Source organism: Kribbella antiqua (assembly GCF_004345665.1).
GTDB classification, from domain to species: domain Bacteria; phylum Actinomycetota; class Actinomycetes; order Propionibacteriales; family Kribbellaceae; genus Kribbella; species Kribbella antiqua.
In genome coordinates, this window is record NZ_SLWR01000005.1 from 398,232 (window position 1) to 416,125 (window position 17,894).

General features: G+C 67.9%; 23 protein-coding genes. 8 read left to right on the top strand and 15 right to left on the bottom strand.

Features of this window, described 5'->3' with window-relative positions; translation table 11 throughout:
• Positions 1 to 261: 261 nt before the first annotated feature.
• The 7 genes from EV646_RS17185 to EV646_RS17215 form a co-directional block, all read right to left on the bottom strand.
• On the bottom strand, positions 262 to 1,620 hold the full coding sequence (locus tag EV646_RS17185; RefSeq protein ID WP_132149601.1) for an 8-oxoguanine deaminase: 1,359 nt from the start codon (positions 1,618 to 1,620) through the stop codon (positions 262 to 264).
• Positions 1,621 to 2,036: 416 nt separating this feature from the next.
• Positions 2,037 to 2,942, bottom strand: coding sequence for a factor-independent urate hydroxylase (gene pucL / locus EV646_RS17190; RefSeq protein WP_132149603.1), 906 nt, complete (start codon positions 2,940 to 2,942; stop codon positions 2,037 to 2,039).
• A 3-nt stretch (positions 2,943 to 2,945) separates the two neighbouring features.
• Complete coding sequence (uraH, locus tag EV646_RS17195) at positions 2,946 to 3,272, bottom strand: hydroxyisourate hydrolase (RefSeq protein ID WP_132149605.1); 327 nt, start codon at positions 3,270 to 3,272, stop codon at positions 2,946 to 2,948.
• Positions 3,269 to 3,760, bottom strand: a complete 492-nt coding sequence (gene uraD / locus EV646_RS17200; RefSeq protein ID WP_132149607.1) for a 2-oxo-4-hydroxy-4-carboxy-5-ureidoimidazoline decarboxylase — start codon at positions 3,758 to 3,760, stop codon at positions 3,269 to 3,271. Before uraD ends, uraH begins: the two co-directional genes overlap by 4 nt.
• 92 nt (positions 3,761 to 3,852) lie before the next feature.
• The gene (locus tag EV646_RS17205) at positions 3,853 to 4,218 is read right to left on the bottom strand and encodes a helix-turn-helix domain-containing protein (RefSeq protein ID WP_132149609.1); all 366 of its coding nucleotides are present in this window, start codon (positions 4,216 to 4,218) and stop codon (positions 3,853 to 3,855) included.
• A complete protein-coding gene (locus EV646_RS17210; RefSeq protein ID WP_132149611.1) occupies positions 4,211 to 4,450 on the bottom strand; it encodes a thiamine-binding protein in 240 nt (79 codons plus the stop codon). The genes EV646_RS17205 and EV646_RS17210 overlap by 8 nt, the downstream gene beginning before the upstream one ends.
• Positions 4,451 to 4,459: 9 nt before the next feature.
• Entirely contained in the window at positions 4,460 to 5,689 is a 1,230-nt protein-coding gene (locus tag EV646_RS17215) for a DUF6986 family protein (protein WP_132149613.1), read from the bottom strand.
• A 142-nt stretch (positions 5,690 to 5,831) separates the two neighbouring features.
• Between EV646_RS17215 and EV646_RS17220 the strand changes: the two genes are divergently transcribed.
• Positions 5,832 to 6,596: an IclR family transcriptional regulator gene (locus tag EV646_RS17220; RefSeq protein WP_241996092.1), complete on the top strand. Its 765-nt coding sequence runs from the start codon at positions 5,832 to 5,834 to the stop codon at positions 6,594 to 6,596.
• 146 nt (positions 6,597 to 6,742) lie between these two features.
• On the opposite strand, the gene fgd is transcribed toward EV646_RS17220, so the two are convergent.
• Positions 6,743 to 7,747: a glucose-6-phosphate dehydrogenase (coenzyme-F420) gene (fgd, locus tag EV646_RS17225; protein WP_199237016.1), complete on the bottom strand. Its 1,005-nt coding sequence runs from the start codon at positions 7,745 to 7,747 to the stop codon at positions 6,743 to 6,745.
• Between the two features lie 421 nt (positions 7,748 to 8,168).
• Here fgd and EV646_RS17230 point away from each other — a divergent pair, with 421 nt between their 5' ends.
• Together EV646_RS17230 and EV646_RS17235 are read left to right on the top strand one after the other, a co-directional pair.
• On the top strand, positions 8,169 to 9,002 hold the full coding sequence (locus EV646_RS17230; protein WP_199237017.1) for a carbon-nitrogen hydrolase family protein: 834 nt from the start codon (positions 8,169 to 8,171) through the stop codon (positions 9,000 to 9,002).
• A gap of 38 nt (positions 9,003 to 9,040) precedes the next feature.
• Positions 9,041 to 9,538: a methylated-DNA--[protein]-cysteine S-methyltransferase gene (locus tag EV646_RS17235; RefSeq protein WP_132149621.1), complete on the top strand. Its 498-nt coding sequence runs from the start codon at positions 9,041 to 9,043 to the stop codon at positions 9,536 to 9,538.
• Here EV646_RS17235 and EV646_RS17240 read toward each other — a convergent pair.
• Both EV646_RS17240 and EV646_RS17245 read right to left on the bottom strand, forming a co-directional pair.
• Positions 9,519 to 9,977: a hypothetical protein gene (locus EV646_RS17240; RefSeq protein WP_132149623.1), complete on the bottom strand. Its 459-nt coding sequence runs from the start codon at positions 9,975 to 9,977 to the stop codon at positions 9,519 to 9,521. The genes EV646_RS17235 and EV646_RS17240 overlap by 20 nt on opposite strands.
• Before the next feature lie 31 nt (positions 9,978 to 10,008).
• Positions 10,009 to 10,839 (bottom strand): DUF72 domain-containing protein, encoded by an 831-nt coding sequence (locus EV646_RS17245; RefSeq protein ID WP_132149625.1) that lies wholly within the window; start codon positions 10,837 to 10,839, stop codon positions 10,009 to 10,011.
• A 22-nt stretch (positions 10,840 to 10,861) separates the two neighbouring features.
• Between EV646_RS17245 and EV646_RS17250 the strand changes: the two genes are divergently transcribed.
• Positions 10,862 to 11,254, top strand: a complete 393-nt coding sequence (locus tag EV646_RS17250) for a YkvA family protein (RefSeq protein ID WP_241996094.1) — start codon at positions 10,862 to 10,864, stop codon at positions 11,252 to 11,254.
• On the opposite strand, the gene EV646_RS17255 is transcribed toward EV646_RS17250, so the two are convergent.
• A complete protein-coding gene (locus EV646_RS17255) occupies positions 11,222 to 12,085 on the bottom strand; it encodes an alpha/beta fold hydrolase (RefSeq protein ID WP_132149627.1) in 864 nt (287 codons plus the stop codon). The genes EV646_RS17250 and EV646_RS17255 overlap by 33 nt on opposite strands.
• Positions 12,086 to 12,135: 50 nt before the next feature.
• Between EV646_RS17255 and EV646_RS17260 the strand changes: the two genes are divergently transcribed.
• Entirely contained in the window at positions 12,136 to 12,744 is a 609-nt protein-coding gene (locus tag EV646_RS17260) for a TetR/AcrR family transcriptional regulator (RefSeq protein ID WP_132149629.1), read from the top strand.
• On the opposite strand, the gene EV646_RS17265 is transcribed toward EV646_RS17260, so the two are convergent.
• Complete coding sequence (locus tag EV646_RS17265; protein ID WP_132149631.1) at positions 12,741 to 13,022, bottom strand: pyridoxamine 5'-phosphate oxidase family protein; 282 nt, start codon at positions 13,020 to 13,022, stop codon at positions 12,741 to 12,743. The two genes, EV646_RS17260 and EV646_RS17265, sit on opposite strands and share 4 nt — an antisense overlap.
• 30 nt (positions 13,023 to 13,052) lie before the next feature.
• On the opposite strand from EV646_RS17265, the gene EV646_RS17270 reads away from it, so the two are divergent.
• Together EV646_RS17270 and EV646_RS17275 are read left to right on the top strand one after the other, a co-directional pair.
• Positions 13,053 to 14,405, top strand: a complete 1,353-nt coding sequence (locus EV646_RS17270; protein WP_132149633.1) for a type I glutamate--ammonia ligase — start codon at positions 13,053 to 13,055, stop codon at positions 14,403 to 14,405.
• A 47-nt stretch (positions 14,406 to 14,452) separates the two neighbouring features.
• On the top strand, positions 14,453 to 14,821 hold the full coding sequence (locus EV646_RS17275; protein WP_132149635.1) for a hypothetical protein: 369 nt from the start codon (positions 14,453 to 14,455) through the stop codon (positions 14,819 to 14,821).
• Here the strand turns inward: EV646_RS17275 and EV646_RS17280 are convergent.
• Both EV646_RS17280 and EV646_RS17285 read right to left on the bottom strand, forming a co-directional pair.
• Positions 14,818 to 15,345 (bottom strand): YciI family protein, encoded by a 528-nt coding sequence (locus EV646_RS17280; RefSeq protein ID WP_132149637.1) that lies wholly within the window; start codon positions 15,343 to 15,345, stop codon positions 14,818 to 14,820. The two genes, EV646_RS17275 and EV646_RS17280, sit on opposite strands and share 4 nt — an antisense overlap.
• Positions 15,346 to 15,351: 6 nt before the next feature.
• Positions 15,352 to 16,029, bottom strand: coding sequence for a winged helix-turn-helix transcriptional regulator (locus EV646_RS17285; RefSeq protein ID WP_132149639.1), 678 nt, complete (start codon positions 16,027 to 16,029; stop codon positions 15,352 to 15,354).
• 78 nt (positions 16,030 to 16,107) lie between these two features.
• Here EV646_RS17285 and EV646_RS17290 point away from each other — a divergent pair, with 78 nt between their 5' ends.
• Entirely contained in the window at positions 16,108 to 16,863 is a 756-nt protein-coding gene (locus tag EV646_RS17290; RefSeq protein ID WP_132149641.1) for a DUF899 family protein, read from the top strand.
• Positions 16,864 to 16,975: 112 nt separating this feature from the next.
• Here EV646_RS17290 and EV646_RS17295 read toward each other — a convergent pair whose 3' ends face one another.
• On the bottom strand, positions 16,976 to 17,887 hold the full coding sequence (locus EV646_RS17295; RefSeq protein ID WP_132149643.1) for a nucleotidyltransferase domain-containing protein: 912 nt from the start codon (positions 17,885 to 17,887) through the stop codon (positions 16,976 to 16,978).
• Positions 17,888 to 17,894 lie beyond the last annotated feature (7 nt).

Consider the following 17,894-nt stretch of genomic DNA (forward strand, 5'->3'; position numbering starts at 1 on the left):
CGGAGCTGCCCATTTCGTGGGTTCACCCACCAGGTTGTGGGTTCGCACCCCGCATACCGTGGGGGAACCCACAAGCTCGTGGGTGAACCCACCAAACGCGGAAGGAGCTGATCGCGGCTTTGATGGCGAGGTCAGCGGGTTTTGACCAGCTTGCCTTCGGCTTGATCAGCGGGCCTTGACCAGCTTGCCTTCGCGCCCGACCAGCCTGCGTTCGCGCTGACCAGCCTGCGTTCCAGCTGACCAGCCTGCGTTCGCGCCTGATCAGCGGGCCTTCGCGACCAGGGCTTGCTGGGTCTTCGTCACCTGCGCCGCCAGGGCGGACTCGTCGACGGTGAGGACGGTGTCGTGTTCGACGACGGGGCGGCCGTTGACGAGGAGAAGTTCCAGCGGTGGCGGCGTACCAAGGACTAGTGCAGCCACGGGATCGGAGATGCCGGCGTGGTCGAGGGTGTCGAGGCGCCAGACGGCGAGGTCGGCGAGTTTGCCTACTTCCAGCGAACCGATTTCGTCCTCGCGGCCGAGGATGCGGGCGCCGTCGAGAGTTGCCATCTCGAGCGCCGCGCGTACGTCGAGCGCCTGAGGACCACCGCGGGCGCGAGCGAACAGCAAGGCGTGACGAATCTCTTCGACCAGACTGCCGGCTTCGTTGCTGGCGGCACCATCTACGCCTAGGCCGACCGGGCTGCCGGCTGCTCGCAGGTCGGCGGCACGGGCGATCCCGGCGCCGAGGCGAGCGTTGGAGCTTGGGCAATGTGCGATGCCGGTGCCTGTCTGGCCTAGTTGCTTGATCTCCGCGTCGTCGAAGTGGATGCCGTGGGCGAACCACACGTCCGGGCCGGTCCAGCCGAGCTGAGCGGCGTACTCCAGTGGGGTGCAGCCGTGGTTCTCGCGGCACCAGTCGGATTCGTCGGTGGTCTCCGCGAGGTGGGTGTGAAGCCGGACGCCTTTGCGACGGGCCAGTACGGCGGCGTCGCGCATGAGGTCGCCGGTGACGCTGAACGGCGAGCAAGGGGCGACCACGATCTGCAGCATCGAGCCTGGGCTGGGGTCATGCCAGCGGTCGATCGCGGCCTCGGTCGCGGCCAGGATCTCGTCGCGGTCCTCGACTACCGAGTCGGGCGGCAGTCCGCCGTCCTTCTTGCTGAGGTCCATTGATCCGCGCGCCGGATGGAACCGCAGTCCGACCTCCGCCGCGGCGCGGATCTCCGCCTCCAGAAGATCTTTTCCGTCTTGCGGAAAGACGTAGTGGTGATCGGCGGCGGTGGTGCAGCCGGTACGCGCGAGCTGCGCCAGCGCGGCCTGTGCGGCGACGTGGACTGACTCGTCATCGATGCCGGCCCACACCGGGTAGAGCGTGGTCAGCCAGCCGAACAACGTCGCGTCGGCGGCGAGCCCGCGGGTCACCCACTGGTAGAGATGCTGATGGGTGTTGACGAACCCGGGGGTGACGAGACAGCCGCGTCCGTCGATCACCCGGGCTCCGTCGTACGCCGGCGCCGGCCCTTCGCCGACCGCGGCAATACGATTGCCTTCAGCAACTACATGACCGGTGAACTCGCGTCGCTGCCGGTCCAGCGTGACCACGCTCGCTCCGTCGATGACGATCGGCTCTGTGCTCATCGAGTGCCTGCTCCTCACGGGGGATGTGACCTCAGTCAACCCACCTGCCCGACACCCCGTCACCGGCAGCGACCACGAACTTCCCCCCGCCCGACACCCCACCATTGGAGGTTCCTACACGAAGGGCGGATCTACGCCACTCACCAACGTGCGCGATTGGCCGCACCGGGCCCACGGCTGAGCGTGGACCGTCGCGATCGCCTGCACTTGGTGAGTGCCCCACGTCCGGCCCCAGCACAAGCCGACGCCGCCAGAGCCTGGGGTTCGGGCGGTGGGTGGCGGATCGCCAGGCCATCACAACTGCGGCCTCCCGGCCGTGCGCCCCGTGAGTGCCTCGCCTGGCGCCCATTGTGATGGCCTGGCGGTCCGCCGGGGACTGATGGCCTGGCGGTCCGCCGGGGACGGCGCCGGGGCTGCTACACGAAGCCGGGGGTGGCGTGCCAGGCGGAGCCGGGAGCGGAGGCTTCGTCGCGGGTGATGGTGGCTTCGATGAGGCCGTAGGGGCGGTCGGCGGCGATGAAGACCTCGCCGGGGTTGTCGACGCCGAAGGGGCTCAGGTCGACCAGGAAGTGGTGCTTGTTCGGGGCCGAGAACTTGATCTCCGCGACCTCGGGGTGCTGCTCGAGCACCGCCTCACCCATGCCGTAGAGAGTCTGCTGCAACGCGAGGCTGTGGATCTTGGCGAACTGCTCCAGCAGCAGCCGCTTGATCCCCTCGTACGACTTGTCCCAGTCGACATCCGTGTGGTCATAGCGCCACCGGGCGACCAGCGACGTCGCGAGGATGCGGTCGTCCGTCTCCTGCAGCGTCGTGTACTTGTCCTTCAGGAACCCGTGGAACTCCGACCCGGTCGACTTGAGTACGACGAGGTCGCGGATGCCGGACACGACGTACGACTTCCGCTCGTCACCACGGCCCTCGACGTTGACGACGGTCGTACGGACGCCGCTGCCGGCCCGGACGAACGAGTGGTCGTGGCCCTCGCCGTCGACCGGGATCCGCTCCCACGCGTACTCCTCGACCTCGATCCGCGCGCCGTCGGCCGCCGGGGCGGCGTCGAGGAAGTGACCGCCGAGCGTCAGCGCGTAGTCCTCGATCGCGCCGACGCCCTTCTCCTTGGCGAACGCGAACGCGGTGTTCTTCTGGGTGTCGGTCGGCAGTACGTCGCGCTGGTCGCCGGTGGTGTGCGCGTCCTCGAAGTTTCCGCGCAAGGAGGACGAGACGTTCAGGTCGCGGATCTGGTGGCGCGGCGTGTCACGGTAGATGCGGACGACCCGGCTCTCGGCCTTGCCGTACTGATTGGCTCCCAGGTGGATGGCCATGGGTCAGCTCCCTCGATAGGTGGAATACGCGAACGGACTGAGCAGCAGCGGGACATGGTGGTGCCGCTCGTCGGTGATCGTGAAGGTCACGGTGACCTCGGGAAAGAAGATGCTCTGGCCGGTCGCGGTCGCATACGCCGCGATGTCGAACCACAGCTGGTAGGTGCCGGCCTCAAGTCCGCCTTCGAAGTCGGTGACCCTGCCGTCGGCGTCCGTCGTTCCGGTTCCGAGTACGACGGCCTCGTCGGTGATCCGCGACAGTCGGACCGGCACACCTTGGGCGGGCCGCCCGAGTGCGGTGTCGAGAACGTGCGTGCTGACGGAGCTCATGCGATCACCTTTGCGAGGCGGAGGAGTGCGATCTTCCGGAGTTCCTCGTGTACGACGGCGGCCTCGGTGACGTCGTCATGCGTCAGCCGCTGCCGGAGGCTTGTCAGCATCTCCGGCGCCGAGAGACCGGTGGCGCAGATCAGGAAGACGCGGCCGAACCGCTGCTCGTACTCGCGGTTCCCGGCCGCGAGCGCCATGCGGATGTCCGGGTCGTCACCGACTCCCGCCTGCTCATTGCGTGACCAGGCAGCCTCGGTGCCGGCACCTTCGGCCCGGTCACCGATGCGCGGGTGAGCCGCCAGAGCTCGATCGACGTCACTGTCGTCCAGCTCTCGCAACGCCTCGTCCGCGACCTGGTTGAGCTTGGCCACGTCGCCGTACGGGCGTCCGGCGAGAACGCCGTCGACCCAGCGCGGTACGTCGCAGCAGGCCGCCAGCAGCGGACGCAGCCGGTCGGCGGGAGTGGAGTTGAACTCCTGCAGATCCACGGATCACACCTTCTCGAATCCCGAAATCAAGTTTCCGTATGACGAGAGAGTGTCATGCACCCTGCGCCCCGTCAACAGTTTGTTGAAATTCCTCAGTCGCGAGCGCGGTTCAGGTAGTTGTAGACGGTGAAGCGGGTGACGCCGAGCGCCTCGGCCACGATCTCGGCCGACTTCCGGTATTCGAATGCGCCCTTCGCCTCGAGCATCAGCACAGCCCGCTGCTTCTCACCCCGCGACAACCCGCTCAACGGCGCGCCGATCTCCGCGGCGACCTCCGTCAGCAGTGCATGCACGCCGCCTTCACCGCGCGGAAGCCGTACGGCGACCACCGGCTCGCCCTCCCAGCTCAGGGTCACATCGTCCGCACCTGCATCCGCCGGAGCCACCAGCTCAGCGTTCAGACGCTCGATCAGCGGTGCGATCGCGGTGACGAGCGGATGGTCCTCGAGTTCAGCCATCGCGCCGTACCTGCAAGGTCACTTGGGTGGCACCGTTCGCGAACGCGGCCTCCATCACCCCGGTCAGCGCCGGCAGCAACAGCTGTTGTTCACCGCGCACCGACGTACCCAACGGGCCGAAGTCGCACTCCAGACCGGCCTCCTGGGCAGCCTGGAACGCCTCGGTGGCATGGGCGGGCGGCTGCCCCTCGACCTCGAAGGGCTCGGTGGTGAATTCCGCTACCAGTCGCATGCCGTGAGGCTAACTCGACCGCAGCGGGCGGCGGGCCAGTTTCGCCAGTCCGGCGGCATCCACTCCGATCAGCTTGTCGACCTCCGCCGGCTCAACGGCACCACACTCCAGCCCACGCAGCACATAGCCGGCCAGCGCGGCAGCCGTCGCCGGCTCGTCGAGGTAGCCGGAGTTGCCGCCTCCGACGTACGCGCGCAGCCGAGCACCGGCGACGTCCAGACCCTCGCGGTAGAACAGGTACGTCGCGGCGAATCGAGTCGGGAGCTGAGCCGGGTGCATGTCCCAGCCCTGATAGATGCCGCGGGCGAGCGAGCGTCGTACCAGGCGAAAGTGCAGTCGCCAGGCGCTGTGCACGGCGTCGCCGATCGGCAGGACGTTCGTGGAACCATCGGAGACGAAAACGCCGGTGCCTGCCGCGGCCAACTGCATCACATCCTTGGCGTGGTCGGCGACGGGATGCTCCATGCTCTGGTACGCCGCCGCGACGCCGAGCGAGGCCGAGTAGTCGTACGTGCCGTAGTGCAGACCGGTGACGCGGCCGGCGCCGGCCCTGATCATCCGCGCGATGAGCGCGGTGCCGTCGGGGCCGAGGATCGCCTGGGGCGTCTCGACCTGGATCTCGAACTTGAGCGAGCCGGCAGCCAGCGAATGTGCTTCCTCCATCGTCGACAGGACGAGCACCATCGCGTCGATCTGCTCGACCGAGGTGACCTTGGGGAGCGTGATCACGAAGCCGTCCGTCAGCGCTGTCGAGAACTCACGGAGGAAGAGGTCGAGCGTGCGCAGCCCGCGGCGGCGGCTCGGCGCTTCGAGGGACTTGATCCGGAGGCCGTGGTACGGCGTTGCCGTCACACTCTCAGCCAGCGAACGGGCTGCCGCGATCGCAGCCGCATCCTCCTGGTCGTCGGGCCTGGTGCCGTAGCCGTCCTCGAAGTCGATGCGGAGGTCTTCGATCGGCTCGCGATCGAGTTTGGCGCGGACTCGCTGGTGTAGCTCGGCACCCAGGTCCGGCGGGAGGTCCAGCGCTTCGGTCAGTTCTGTCGGCTCTGCGCCGAGTGCGGCCTTTGCCTCCTCGGCCCAGTTGCGGACCGTGCCCGCGTCGTACCGGTCGGCGGGGACGTAGACGGTGTGAACTGGTTGCCGGTCCCCGCGATCGCCGGGGTACAGCGTGGTCAGTGCCGCGTCCGCATCGGCGAGCCGCCGATCCAGTTCGTCGGCCAGAGCATCCACGTGGCTCATCAGCACACCTCGTTCACTTGACGGTTATTTCCGTATCGCGGATACTAATATCTACTTTGCGGAAGAAGCAATGCGCGCTGCTTTCCGGGATCTGAGGCTAAACTTCCGTGATCCGGAAAGTACCGAGAAGAGTGGGTGCGCAGTGACGGAAGAGAACGGCAGCAAGGGCCGCTCCGGCAGCGTGCAGTCGATCGAGCGCGCCTTCGGGCTGCTCGAGACGATGGCCGACGCAGGCGGGATGATGGGCCTGTCCCAGCTGGCCACGGCCTCGGGACTGCCGCTGCCGACGATCCACCGGCTGGTTCGCACGCTTGTCGATCTCGGCTACCTCCGGCAGGAGCAGTCCCGCCAGTACGTTCTCGGGCCGAGGCTGATCCGGCTCGGCGAGAGTTCGTCACACATGCTGAGTGTGTGGGCCCGTCCACACCTGACCCGGCTGGTCGACGAGCTCGGCGAATCGGCGAACATGGCGATGCTCGACGGCGATCAGATCGTGTACCTCGCGCAGGTCCCGTCCCGGCACTCGATGCGGATGTTCACCGAGGTCGGGCGCCGGGTGCTGCCGCACTGCACCGCGGTGGGCAAGGCGATTCTCGCTCAGCAGCCGGAAGCGGAAGTCCGCGAGTTGTTGCGTCGCACGGGGATGCCGCAGCACACCGATGCCACCATCACCGACCCGGGCAAGTTCACGGAACAGCTTCGCGCTGTGGAGGAAGCCGGCTATGCCACCGACGAAGGCGAGCAGGAGCTCGGCGTCCGCTGCATCGCGGTGGCGGTACCCGACGCCCCGTCAAAGCTGGCGATCTCCATCTCCGGCCCAGCCGGCCGGATGACAGGAGAACTGGTCCACCGCGCCGTCCCCCTCCTGACCCAAGCCGCCAAATCCTTCTCAGCCGACCTCCGCTAGCAGTCCCGGCGAATCCCGCGCTTAGCCGGAGCCGCTGGCGGCACGGAGGGCACAGTCGATGGCACACTCCTCGCACTCGACGCCTGCACCCGCGCGCGAGTGGTCAGCAGGCAGCCGACCCCACCCGCTGGCTGGCGAGCATGGTGTCAGCCGAGTTTGCGGAGGAGGGGGAGGACGTCGGTGGTGAATTGGGTGAGGAAGCGTTCCTGGTCGTGGCCGGGGCCGTGGACGACGAAGTGGTTGAAGCCGGCGTCGAGGTAGGGCTGGAGTTGGGTGACGACCTCCTCCGGGTCCGAGGCGACGATCCAGCGCTTGGCGACCTGCTCGATCGGCAACTCGTCGGCCAGCTGCTCCATTTCGGTCGCGCTCGTGACGCTGTGCTTCTGCTCCGGCGTCAGTGACAGCGGCGCCCAGAACCTGGTGTTCTCCAGTGCGAGCTGAGGATCACGGTCGTACGAGACCTTCACCTCGAGCATCCGGTCCAGGTCCTCGAAGGCCTTGCCGGCCTTCTCGGCACCCTCGCGAACAGCCGGGATCAGCTTCTCGGTGTAGAGGTCCATGCCCTTGCCGGACGTCGCGATGAAGCCGTCGCCCGCGCGACCGGCGTACTTCGCGACCAGCGGACCGCCCGCAGCGACGTACACCTTCAGCGGGGACGAAGGCCGGTCGTAGATGAACGCGTCGACGGTCGGGTAGTACGGGCCCTCGGAGCTGACGCCGTCCTTCGTCCAGAGGTCGCGGATCAGCTGCACGGACTCCCGCAGCCGCGCGAACCGCTCCTTGAACTCCGGCCATTCCATCCCGGAGACCGCGATCTCGTTCAGCGCCTCGCCGGTTCCGACGCCGAGCATCACCCGGCCCGGGTACAGCACGCCCAGCGTGGCGAACGCCTGCGCGATTACCGCCGGGTTGTACCGGAACGTCGGCGTGAGCACCGAGGTCCCCAGCAGCACCCGGTTGGTCCGCTCGCCGACCGCCGCGAGCCAGGCGAGCGCGAACGGCGCGTGCCCGCCCTCGTGCCGCCACGGCAGGAAGTGGTCCGACACCGTCACACTGTCGAGCCCGAGCTCCTCCGCCCGGACCGAGTACTCCACCAGCTCCCGCGGCCCGAACTGCTCCGCCGACGCCTTGTACCCGACTCGAATGCTCACCCTCTGCTCCCTCTGTCGTCTGCCGTCTCCCCAAGACAACCTCATGATCCCCACACTTATGCCGCCGGGGTACGACGTCCGCCGTACGCCGGGGGTACGACGTCTCGCCGTACGGCGTGGGCGTTTGACGACCCCGCGGCCGTTGCGGAAACATATGAGCCCGGCGCGGCCCGCGCCCCACCTTCGCCGACCGGCCCCAGCCTGGTCCAGCCAAGAAGGCAAAGGGACTTCCTGTCTCGGGTCGCTCGTCCTGGTCAACTGCCTCGGGCGGGGTCGCTGGGGGATCGCGTGCGAGTGCGTGGAAGGCCAGATGACAGCGCACAGGAACTTCAAGCGACGGGTCAGAGCCCGCGCCGCCAAAACGGGCGAGTCCTACACGGCTGCCCTCCGGCACTTCCGTCCGACTCCGACAGGAGAAGACATGCCGGAAAACACCCTGCGGTTCGCGGTTGCCCAGTCGACCGTCCGCCAGGACCCCACCGATGCCGACGGATTGCGCGCGAGCGGCGCGGAGGTCCGCAGGCTGATGCAGCAGGCCGCCGACGCGGGCGCACGCCTGGTGCACTTCACCGAGGGAGCGATCTGCTTCCCCAGCAAGCACATCATGTCCGAGCTCGGCCCGGACGAGATCGGCCCGTCCGACTGGAGCAAAGCCGACTGGACCGTGCTGCAGGACGAGCTCGACCGAATCACCAAGCTCAGCCGTGAACTCGGCATCTGGACCGTGATCCCGTCGATTCACCAGTTGCCGACCCGACCGCATAACAGCGTGTACGTCGTCTCCGACCAGGGCACGGTGGTCGCGCGGTACGACGAACGCATGCTGTCGACCACCAAGCTCACCTGGATGTACACCCCGGGCACGGAGCCGGTGACCGTCGACGTCGACGGCTACCGCTTCGGCCTCGCGCTCGGACTGGACGTGCTCTTCCCGGAGCTGTTCACGGAGTACGATCGGCTGGACGCGGACGCCGTGCTGGTGTCGTATTCGACCACTGGTTCGTCGGGGAACGAGGTGGCGCCGACCCAGGCCCGCGGATTCGCCGCGGCGAACACCTACTGGATCAGCCTGGCCGTGCCGGCCAATCCAGTGGCCGGCGTGGAGTCGAGCGTGATAGATCCAACCGGCAAGGTGGTGGCCGAAGGCCCGGCGGACAGTACGCCGGGGATCGCGGTGACTGACCTGCACAGGGTCGAGGTGTCCAGGATCGGCCGCGAGTTCCGGCGCCGGACCCGGGAGCGCGTCAACGCCTGAGACCCTCACACGTCCGGGTGCTGATCCGTTCCATCACCATGAACAGGCACGCGATCGTCAGCACCCGGATCGGGGACCTCACCCTGGTCGCCTCCGCCCACGCCCTCGTCGGCGTCTACTTCCCGCACCACTGGGTGAAGCCGGCGTCGGAAACCCTCGGTGACCGGGTCGAAGCCACCGACCCGGTCATCGCCGAGGCGGCCCGCCAGCTCGACGAGTACCTCACCGGCGAACGGACCAGCTTCGACCTCCCGACCGTCCTGCGCGGCGACGAGTTCCAGCGCCGCGTCTGGTCGCTCCTCGAGGAGATCCCGTACGGCGAGACGACGTCGTACGGCGAGATCGCGCAACAGCTCGGCGAAGGCGAGACCGCGCAGGCAGTCGGGAAGGCGGTCGGGCAGAACCCGCTGTCGATCGTCGTCCCCTGTCACCGGGTAGTCGGGAAGAACGGGTCGTTGACCGGCTATGCGGGCGGGCTCAAGCGGAAGCAGTTCCTTCTCGAACTGGAGGAACCGGCTACCGCCCGGCTGTTCTGAGGTCACCGACCTGCTCGGCGTACCACTCCGATTCGGCGAGATGCTCTGCCGTTTCGCGCAGCGTGCGGTTCTCGCCGCGGTCCTTGTCCCATTCGACCGGGTCGACCGCGGCGTACCGCAGCGCGAACGTCCGCCCCAGCCGGCGCAGCCGCTGCTCGGCCTCCTGCACGTCCTCGACGGTGAACGGCGCGAGATCGGCCGCCGAAGTCAGCGCGCTCGCATGCCACTCGTCCGGCTGCGTCGGCACGCCCGCGAGCAGCGCCTCGATCTCGGCGAGGTGATCGACGATGTGGTCAGCGATCCGACGGACCGCCTTGTGCGGTGTGTACGTCCGGCCGTCGTCGGAAGTGAGCGGCTTGCCATCCCAGGCCGGCCACGTCTCAATCAGGAGGAGCGAGCGCTCGACCGCCTGCTCCACCAATGCTCCAGGGTTGTCCATACCGCTCACGCTAAGCCCGTGATACTTCGGTCTAGGCCGAAGTGATGCCGAGGCGTTGGGCGAGACCTTCGGCGTCGAAAGGAGCGCGGACCTTGACGTCGTTGTCGAAGTAGATGAAGGCGTTCGTGTCCCAGGCCTGGATCTTCGCGGCCCAGCGGTCCAGCGCATCGTCGTCGTACCCGCTGACGTAGAGCTCCTCGGCACCGTGCAGCCGGACGTAGGCGAAGTCGGAGGTGACGTCGCCGAACATCGGCCACTTGCCGGCGGTGTCGGCGCAGACCAGCGCGATGTCGTGCGTACGCAGCAGCTCGACGAACTCCGGCTTCTCGAAGCTGGAATGGCGTACTTCGATTGCATGGCGCAACGGAATGTCGACCGAGCACTCCAGCAACGCGCGACCTTCCATCCGGGCGTCGTGGCCCTTGGCAACCTCGGCCGCTTCTGCTGTTGTCCGCGGCAACAGCTCGAAGAAGGCCGCGCGCCGGTCAGCGTTGTACCCGAAGTTCGGTGGTAGTTGCCACAGCACCGGACCGAGCTTGTTGCCTAGCGCAAGCACTCCGGAGGCGAAGAAGTTCGCCAGCGGTGCGTCCACATCGGCCAGCTTCTTCAGGTGCGTGACGAAGCGTGGGCCTTTGACGGAGAACACGAACCCGTCCGGCGTCTCGTCGTACCAGCGCTGGTACGACGACGGCCGCTGCAGCGAGTAGAACGAGCCGTTCAGCTCGATCGAGTTCAGCCGCCGGGAGGCGTACTCCAGCTCGGCCCGCTGCGGCAGGCCCTCGGGGTAGTACACCTTCCGCCAGGGCGCGTACCGCCAGCCCGAGATGCCTACTCGGTACGAACTCTCCGGCCAGCGTTCCACACCCCCAATCTAGTGTGGAACCGTGACAGAGGCGCTGGTGATTGCTGCGATCATGCTGGGGCTGTGGGCGGTCAGTTGTCTGCTGATGATGCTGTTCGCTCATCGGTTGCCGGACGGGCTGCTGAAGCAGGTGGCAGAGTTCTTGCCGTCGTGTGTGACGGCGGCTCGGACCTTGCGGAAGCATCCCGACGTGCCTCGGCGGGCCAAGGTCGCGCTGCTGATCGCGGTGGTGTGGGTGTTGTCGCCGATCGATCTGCTGCCGGAGTTCCTCCCGGTGATCGGGCCGCTCGACGATGTGGTGGCCGTCATCCTGCTGCTCCGGTACGCCGCCCGGTCGATTCCCCGCGAGACCCTGCTCGGCGCCTGGCCGACCGACCCGCGGCTACTCGAACGCCTCCTCGGCAGCCCGCGCTAGAGCCTTTGCGGTCTCCTCGGGCTGGTCTTCGGCCGTGTAGGTGTAGGAGTCGGGGATGGCGTGCAGCGGTACGCCGAGGAGGTCGGCGTACCGCTGGGCATCGGGAAGCGGGAAGACGCGATCGTCGGCAGCCCAGAGCAGGTGAATGGGCTTGTCGAACGACTCGGCCAGCTTGCGAGCGGCGACCCGGGTGTAGCGGGCGTCGACCGAGCCGACGACCTTGCGACCGTCGTACCGGATCGCAGCGTCGGTCAGGACCGGACCGACGTAGCTGCGCATGACGCCAGCGTCGATCGGCTCCTTTGCGAGCCAACCGTAGGTGTTCCGCCAGCGCCAAGTCCTCGGCCAGCGCAGGACCTGATAGAGGGCGCGGTACGAAAGCGGGTGTGCGGCGGTTGCCTTGAGCAAACCGAAGCCGCCCGGCGGCCAACTGCTACCCGGCGTCTCGCAGGAGGACAGCACCAGCCGGCCGAGGCGCTCGGGGTGATCAGCCCCGACCAGCTGGCTGTACGCACCGCCGGAGTCGTTGCCGAACAGGGTCACGTCGCGGAGGTCGAGCGCGGCTAGGAAATCGGCGATCAGGCGGGCGATTCCAGGGGGTGTGAGATCGGCGTCGCGGTTCATCGGAACGAGGTGCGAGCCGAGCGGCCAGTCGGGCGTGATGCAGCGGAAGCGGTCCGACAGTAGCGGGACGACCTTGCGCCAGAGGTCCGCGTTCACCAGGTAGCCGTGGACGAACACGATCGGCGGACCGTCGCCGGCCTCGTGGTAGCGCAGGACGCCGGCCGGCAGCTCCACCGAACGCGGCGTACCCAAGCGGGGATCGCGCATACCCACCTCCCGACTTTTTGTAATGATTGCAAGACCGTAGCATGGGCCAGGTGGATCCCCGCAAGCAACGCACGATGGATGCCCTGGTCCGGGCCGGCCAGGAGATCTTCAGCGAGCGCTCCGCGGACGACGTGACGGTCGAAGAGATCGCCGAGCGGGCGGGCGTCGCGGTCGGGTCGATCTACAACCACTTCGGCTCGAAGGCGGGCCTGCAGGCGGCGGTGGTCGAGCACGCGCTGGACGCCGATCGGCATTACATGGACCGCGCGTACACCGCGGATCGGTCGCCGGTCGAGCAGATCTACGCCGCCGCCGAGCAGTACCTCGACTTCTACCTCGACCACCCGGACTACTTCCGGATGCTCGCGTTCCCCGGTCAGCCCGGTCAGTACCAGGCTGGTCAGGAACTGTCCGAGCGTCTCGTACGCGCGGTCGACGACCAGAACCGGCGGCTGGTCGAGGCACTGCAGAAGGGGATGGACGCCGGCGAACTGCGCGCGGCCGATCCGGAGGAGGTCGCGACGATCCTGTGGGCGGCCTGGAACGGCGTGATCAGCCTCGGCTGGCGGCCGGACAGCCTCCGCCGCTCCGAGACCGAGCTCCGCACCCTCCTCGCGACCGCCACCGACATCGTCGCCAAAGGTCTGCTGGCCCGTTAGAGGCCGAGCAGCTCGGCGAATGCGGGATCGGCCAGCTCCAGTACTTGGCCCCGGCCGTGCACCCGAAGCACCTTCGGCGGACCCTCGAAGGCGCAGAACATGATGACGATCCGCCCGTTCTGCTTGAGGTGGGCAACGGTCTCGATCCCGCTGCCGAACAGGTCGACGTACGCGAGCTCCTTCGGGCCGAGGACCTGCAGGGTGCCGTGGCCGCCCTTCGGCGAGATGTTGGCGTGCCCGCCGTCGCTCGGCCTGTGCGGCAGGTCGGGCGGGGCCACGAACGCCGCCGCGTGTGGTACGAAGGCGGCATGTCCGTCACCGACAGTCTGCAGCCCGCGGACCCCATCAACGCTCTCCTCGACGGCGGCTTGCGGATGCTGATCACGTCCATCGTCGACAACGCCGGCATCACCCGGGCCAAGAGCGTGCCTGCCCGCCGGTTGCGTACGGCGGTCCGCGACGGCATCGGGCTGTCTCCGGTGTTCGCGGTGATGTGCACCGACGACGCGATCACCTCCTCGCCGATGGTGAACGGACCGGTCGGCGACAACCGGCTGATGCCGGACCTGACCGCGGTCGCTCCGCTCGGGCCGGACGGCGCGGTGTACTGGGCGCCGGCCGACCAGCTGTCGCAGGACCATGAACCGGTCGACATCTGCCAGCGCGCGGCGCTGCGGCGGCAGGAGGAGCGGGCGATCGCCGCCGGGCTCAACGTGAAGCTCGGGTTCGAGCTGGAGTTCACCGTCTTCACAGGCTCTGCCGACGACCCCAGAGTCGCCACTCTCGGTCCGGCGTACGGCGTGATCCCGACGCTGGCACTGGAGGACTTCGCCATCGAGCTGCTCGAGGCGCTCGACGCGGCCGGGGTGCAGGCGGAGCAGCTGCATCCCGAGTATGCGAACGGTCAGGTCGAGGTCGCTCTGCCGCCGGCGTCACCGGTCGCGGCGGCCGACCAGTCGCAGCTTGCGCGGATGATCGTCCATCGGGTCGCCCGTCGGCACGGCCTGCTCGCGTCGTTCGCGCCGATCACCGTGGCCGGTGCCGTGGGCAACGGAGCGCACATCCACTTTTCCGCGACGCTGAACGAGGTGCCGTTCGGTGACGACGGCGGTCCGTCATCGCACGCGAAGAGCCTGATCGCCGGCGTGTTGGCTGAGCTCGACGGACTGACCGGCGTACTCGCGCCCAGCGTCGTCAGCGCCGATCGTCGTATCCCCAGCCATTGGGCGGGCGCGTACGCATGCTGGGGTACGGAGAACCGGGAGGCCGCGCTGCGGTACGTCCCTGGCAGCGTCACCAGCCGGCCTGATTCCGCCAACTGCGAGATCAAGATCGGCGATGCGGCCGGGAACGCCTACCTCTCCGCGGCGGCGGTCCTTGCGAGCGCGCTCGATGGTCTCGAGCGCCGGCTGGTGCTTCCTGATGCGGTTGATCGCGATCCGGCGTCGTACTCGGATCAAGAGCGGTCCGATCTTGGGATTCGCCGGCTTCCGCTGACGCTCGAGGACGCCTTGTCTGCTCTGGAGCAGTCGTCGGTGATTCGCTCGGCTCTCGGCGAGGCGATCGTCGACCCGTTCCTCGCCGTACGACGTCATGACGCGTCGACGATCGGGGCGTTGCCGCTCGAGGAACGGGTGCGGGCGCTGCGGTGGCGGTACTAGAAACGCCGTACGCCGATCCCGCCGCCCGAATCCTCTACGGTTGGCTCGTGGCGAATGCGAAGAGCAGCCGGGTCGAGTCGTTCCTGGCGGTGGTCGTCGGCGGCGGGACGGCGTTCGGCCTGATCGTCATCACCTCGCGGGCGTGGAAGGCGTGTCACGTCGACGTGGGCCAGGTCAGCAACGGCCTCACCCTGCTCTTCCTCGGCCTGCCGCTTGCTCTGATCGTGAACATCGTGCTGTTCACCCTGGTCTTCCGCTACGCCGGCAAAGCCTTCCTGATGTCCTTCATCGCCGCCGCCATCGCAATCGCCATCGCCGACCTCGCGCTCTTCTCCTGGCAAGGCACCCCCGCCGGCTCCCCCGGCATCTGCCCCGCCGGCGTCCCACCGTGGTGGCCCGCCTGGATCCCGACCTAGTCCTGGACCGGCCTGCCGCCAAACCGCCAGCGGTGGATCTCGCCCCGACCGGCAGGTAGGAGGGTTGTGGCGGCTTCAAGGTCAGGCGCTTCGAGCAGCGCGGCCCACCCCAGCCGCGACTCGTGCCCGGGGTCGAGGAGATCGCCGTACACGATCAGGTGCTTCGACCTGTCCGGCGTGGGCGCGTCGAAGGCGATCAGCAGGAAACGGCCGTAGCCGTCTGTGGCGTCGGTGAAGTCCCACATGGTCCGGCCGAGGATGTTGTTGAAGCGGTAGATGTCGACGTCTTGGAAGGCGCCGGCGCGGTAGTACGGCTCGTCGTACGCGAAGCTCCGGGCGGCGTCGAGATCCGGCAGATCGACGATATGCAGACTCCCGTCGTACTCCCCCGCGCCACTCATGGTCGGCCCCCGCGCGACCATCTCCTTGGTGTACCGATCCATGAACCCCCAGTGCTCCTCCGTCAGCCCCTGCTTGAGCTCAAGCGCACCAGCCCGATCCCGCCCATAAACGAAGAACTCCATGACCGGTCAGCGTAATTCATGGGTGACGCTTGAGTGCTGATCTCTGGAGGCCGGGACGCGCACGTTCGCCACGAGACGCCGTACGACCTCGGGGTCGCCGACGATGTCGGCGCCGGCGGCCAGGTCATCACGGCCGAAGGCGGCGAGGAGGGCATCGGTCGTGGTGATCAGGACGGCGTCCGGCTCCTCGGGCGACTCGTGCGCGACCTCGGCGCCAGAGGACGTGATGCGGACGCCGAACACCCCGGCAGGACCATGGTCGCGGAGTTCGATCCGGAGCGTCGCGGGCCGCTCGGGCGTCGGCACGAAGTAGGTGCGGATAGTCAGCATGGCGCTGTCCGCGCTCACGAAGACCTGTTCCGCGGTCGGCGGAGCGGCCAGCGCCCAGGTGCCGAGCGCCACCACGATCGGCTCGAGGTCACGACCCCACGGGGTCAGCTCGTAGACCCGCACATTGCCTGGCGAAGGCAGCTGCCGACGGCGGAGGACGCCCGCGTCGGCCAGCTCGCGCAGCCGGTCGGACAGTGCGTTCGGGCTAGCGGTCGGGAGCGCCTGCTGGAGGTCTACGAACCGCTTCGGCCCGAGCAGCAGCTCGCGTACGACGAGCAGCGACCACCGCTCGCCCACAATGTCGAGGCCGCGCGCGATGCCGCAGGCCTGCCGATAGCCCCGCTGGGTCGGCATGGAACACCTTCCTTTCTTACTTGCTCGATCATAGCAGTCACTATTAGCCTCATAGCGTCTGGATACGAGGAGGAACCCATGTCCATGCCACCGGCGCCACCGATCATCGACCGCGAGACTTGGCAGAAGCAGCTCGACGAACTCCGGCTCCGCGAGAAGGCGCACACGCGTGAGGGCGACGCCATCGCCGCGGCCCGCCGCCGGTTGCCGATGGTCGAGGTCGACCCGACCATCCGTCTGGTCGGTGCCGACGGTCCAGTGCCCTTGCTCGACGCCTTCGAGGGGAGGACGCAGTTGTTCGCGTCGTACCACATGTGGCACACGGGCAGGCCGGCCGCCGACCAATGCGAGGGCTGCACGTTCTTCTCCGGCCAAGTGCTCGAGCTGTCCTACCTGCACTCGCGCGACGTCACCTTCGCGGTGTTCTGCCAGGGGCCGTTCGAGGAGTCTTCGCGCTACCGCGACTTCATGGGCTGGCAGGCTCCCTGGTACTCGGTGCCGGCAGAGTCGCTCGACTCCCTCGTCGCCGGGCGCGCATTCGGGATTAAGGCGTGCTACCTGCGCCAGGGCGACCGAGTGTTCGAGACCTACTGGACGACTGGGCGGGGCTGCGAAGCGATGGCGCCGTCGTACGGCGTGCTCGACATGACCGTCTACGGTCGCCAGGAGAACTGGGAGGACTCGCCGGAAGGCTGGCCGCAGCACTTCCGGACCGACGGCGACCAGTTCCGGCTCAACGGCCGACCCGCATCGCAGTGGTCCCGCCTGACGGCCGGCCACGACGACAACCTTGGAGCCACCGAGCCCGCCGGGCGCAAGCACCTTTGCCACTGAGCTGCGGCGCATTGCCCACGACCGCGGCTCGATGTCACACGCCAACCCCGTGAGTGGCCGGCCGACGCCTGTCTACGAAGCTGCCGCTTCGTTCTGGAGGAGTGTGCGACGGTTAACGGTCGGGGAAGGTGATTTGTTGTAGGCGGTGGGTTGCGAGTTGTCGGCGGTCGGGGTCGGTGGAGGTCAGCTCGGTGAGTTGGTAGTCGCGGTAAAGGGGGAGGAAATGGTTCTGAAAGTTCAGGGCTTGGGCGCAAAGGGATCGGAGGGTGTGGCGGTCGGCGTCGGTGGTGGGGAGTTGGTAATGCCAGCGGTTCCGGCAGAGGTCGTGGACCTGAGTGACTAGGTCGGTCCACTCGTCGGCGACGTGTTGTTGGTAGAGGGCGACGCAGGCTGCTTTGTCGCGAACGTACTCGCCGCTGCGGAGCGCGATGATCGCGGTCGCGGTCCAGCCGACGGTGCCGATGAGGAGCTTGGTGCTGGGCTGGTCGAGGCCGTCCGGGCCGGGCATCGTCCACTGGTCGAAGCCGAAGAACTCGCCGTCCGGGTCGATGTGCTGCAGTGGATAGACCAACGTACGGCGCTGAGCCGCGTACGAGTAGCTCAGTAGTGGCGTGTGGATGACTGAGCGCAGGTAGGTGTCGGCGTCGTACGGCGGAAGGGCCGGGCGGATGTCTTCGCCGTACAGGAGGCGGGTCGCGAGCTTGAGGTTCAGCGCGGCGGAGACACCTTCCGGCCGGTGGAGACCACGCTCGCCGACGAGGACGATCTCGAGCAGCATCGGGGTGAGTCGCGCGCAATCGCCGGACAACTCGCGGGCGCGCTCGTATTCGGCTTGGTCGGTGAAGCGGTCCTTGAAGACGATGAAGAGGTCGAGATCGCTACCCGCGATGGGCGTGCCGCTGGCGTGACTGCCGCGGAGGTAGAACCCGCGCACCCGGCCGGGGAACGCGCTGTCGAAGATTCCGATCAGCCCCTGAACGATCTTGTCGCACCGGCCGTCACCGGTCGACTCGATCAGCTCCATTCGCCCA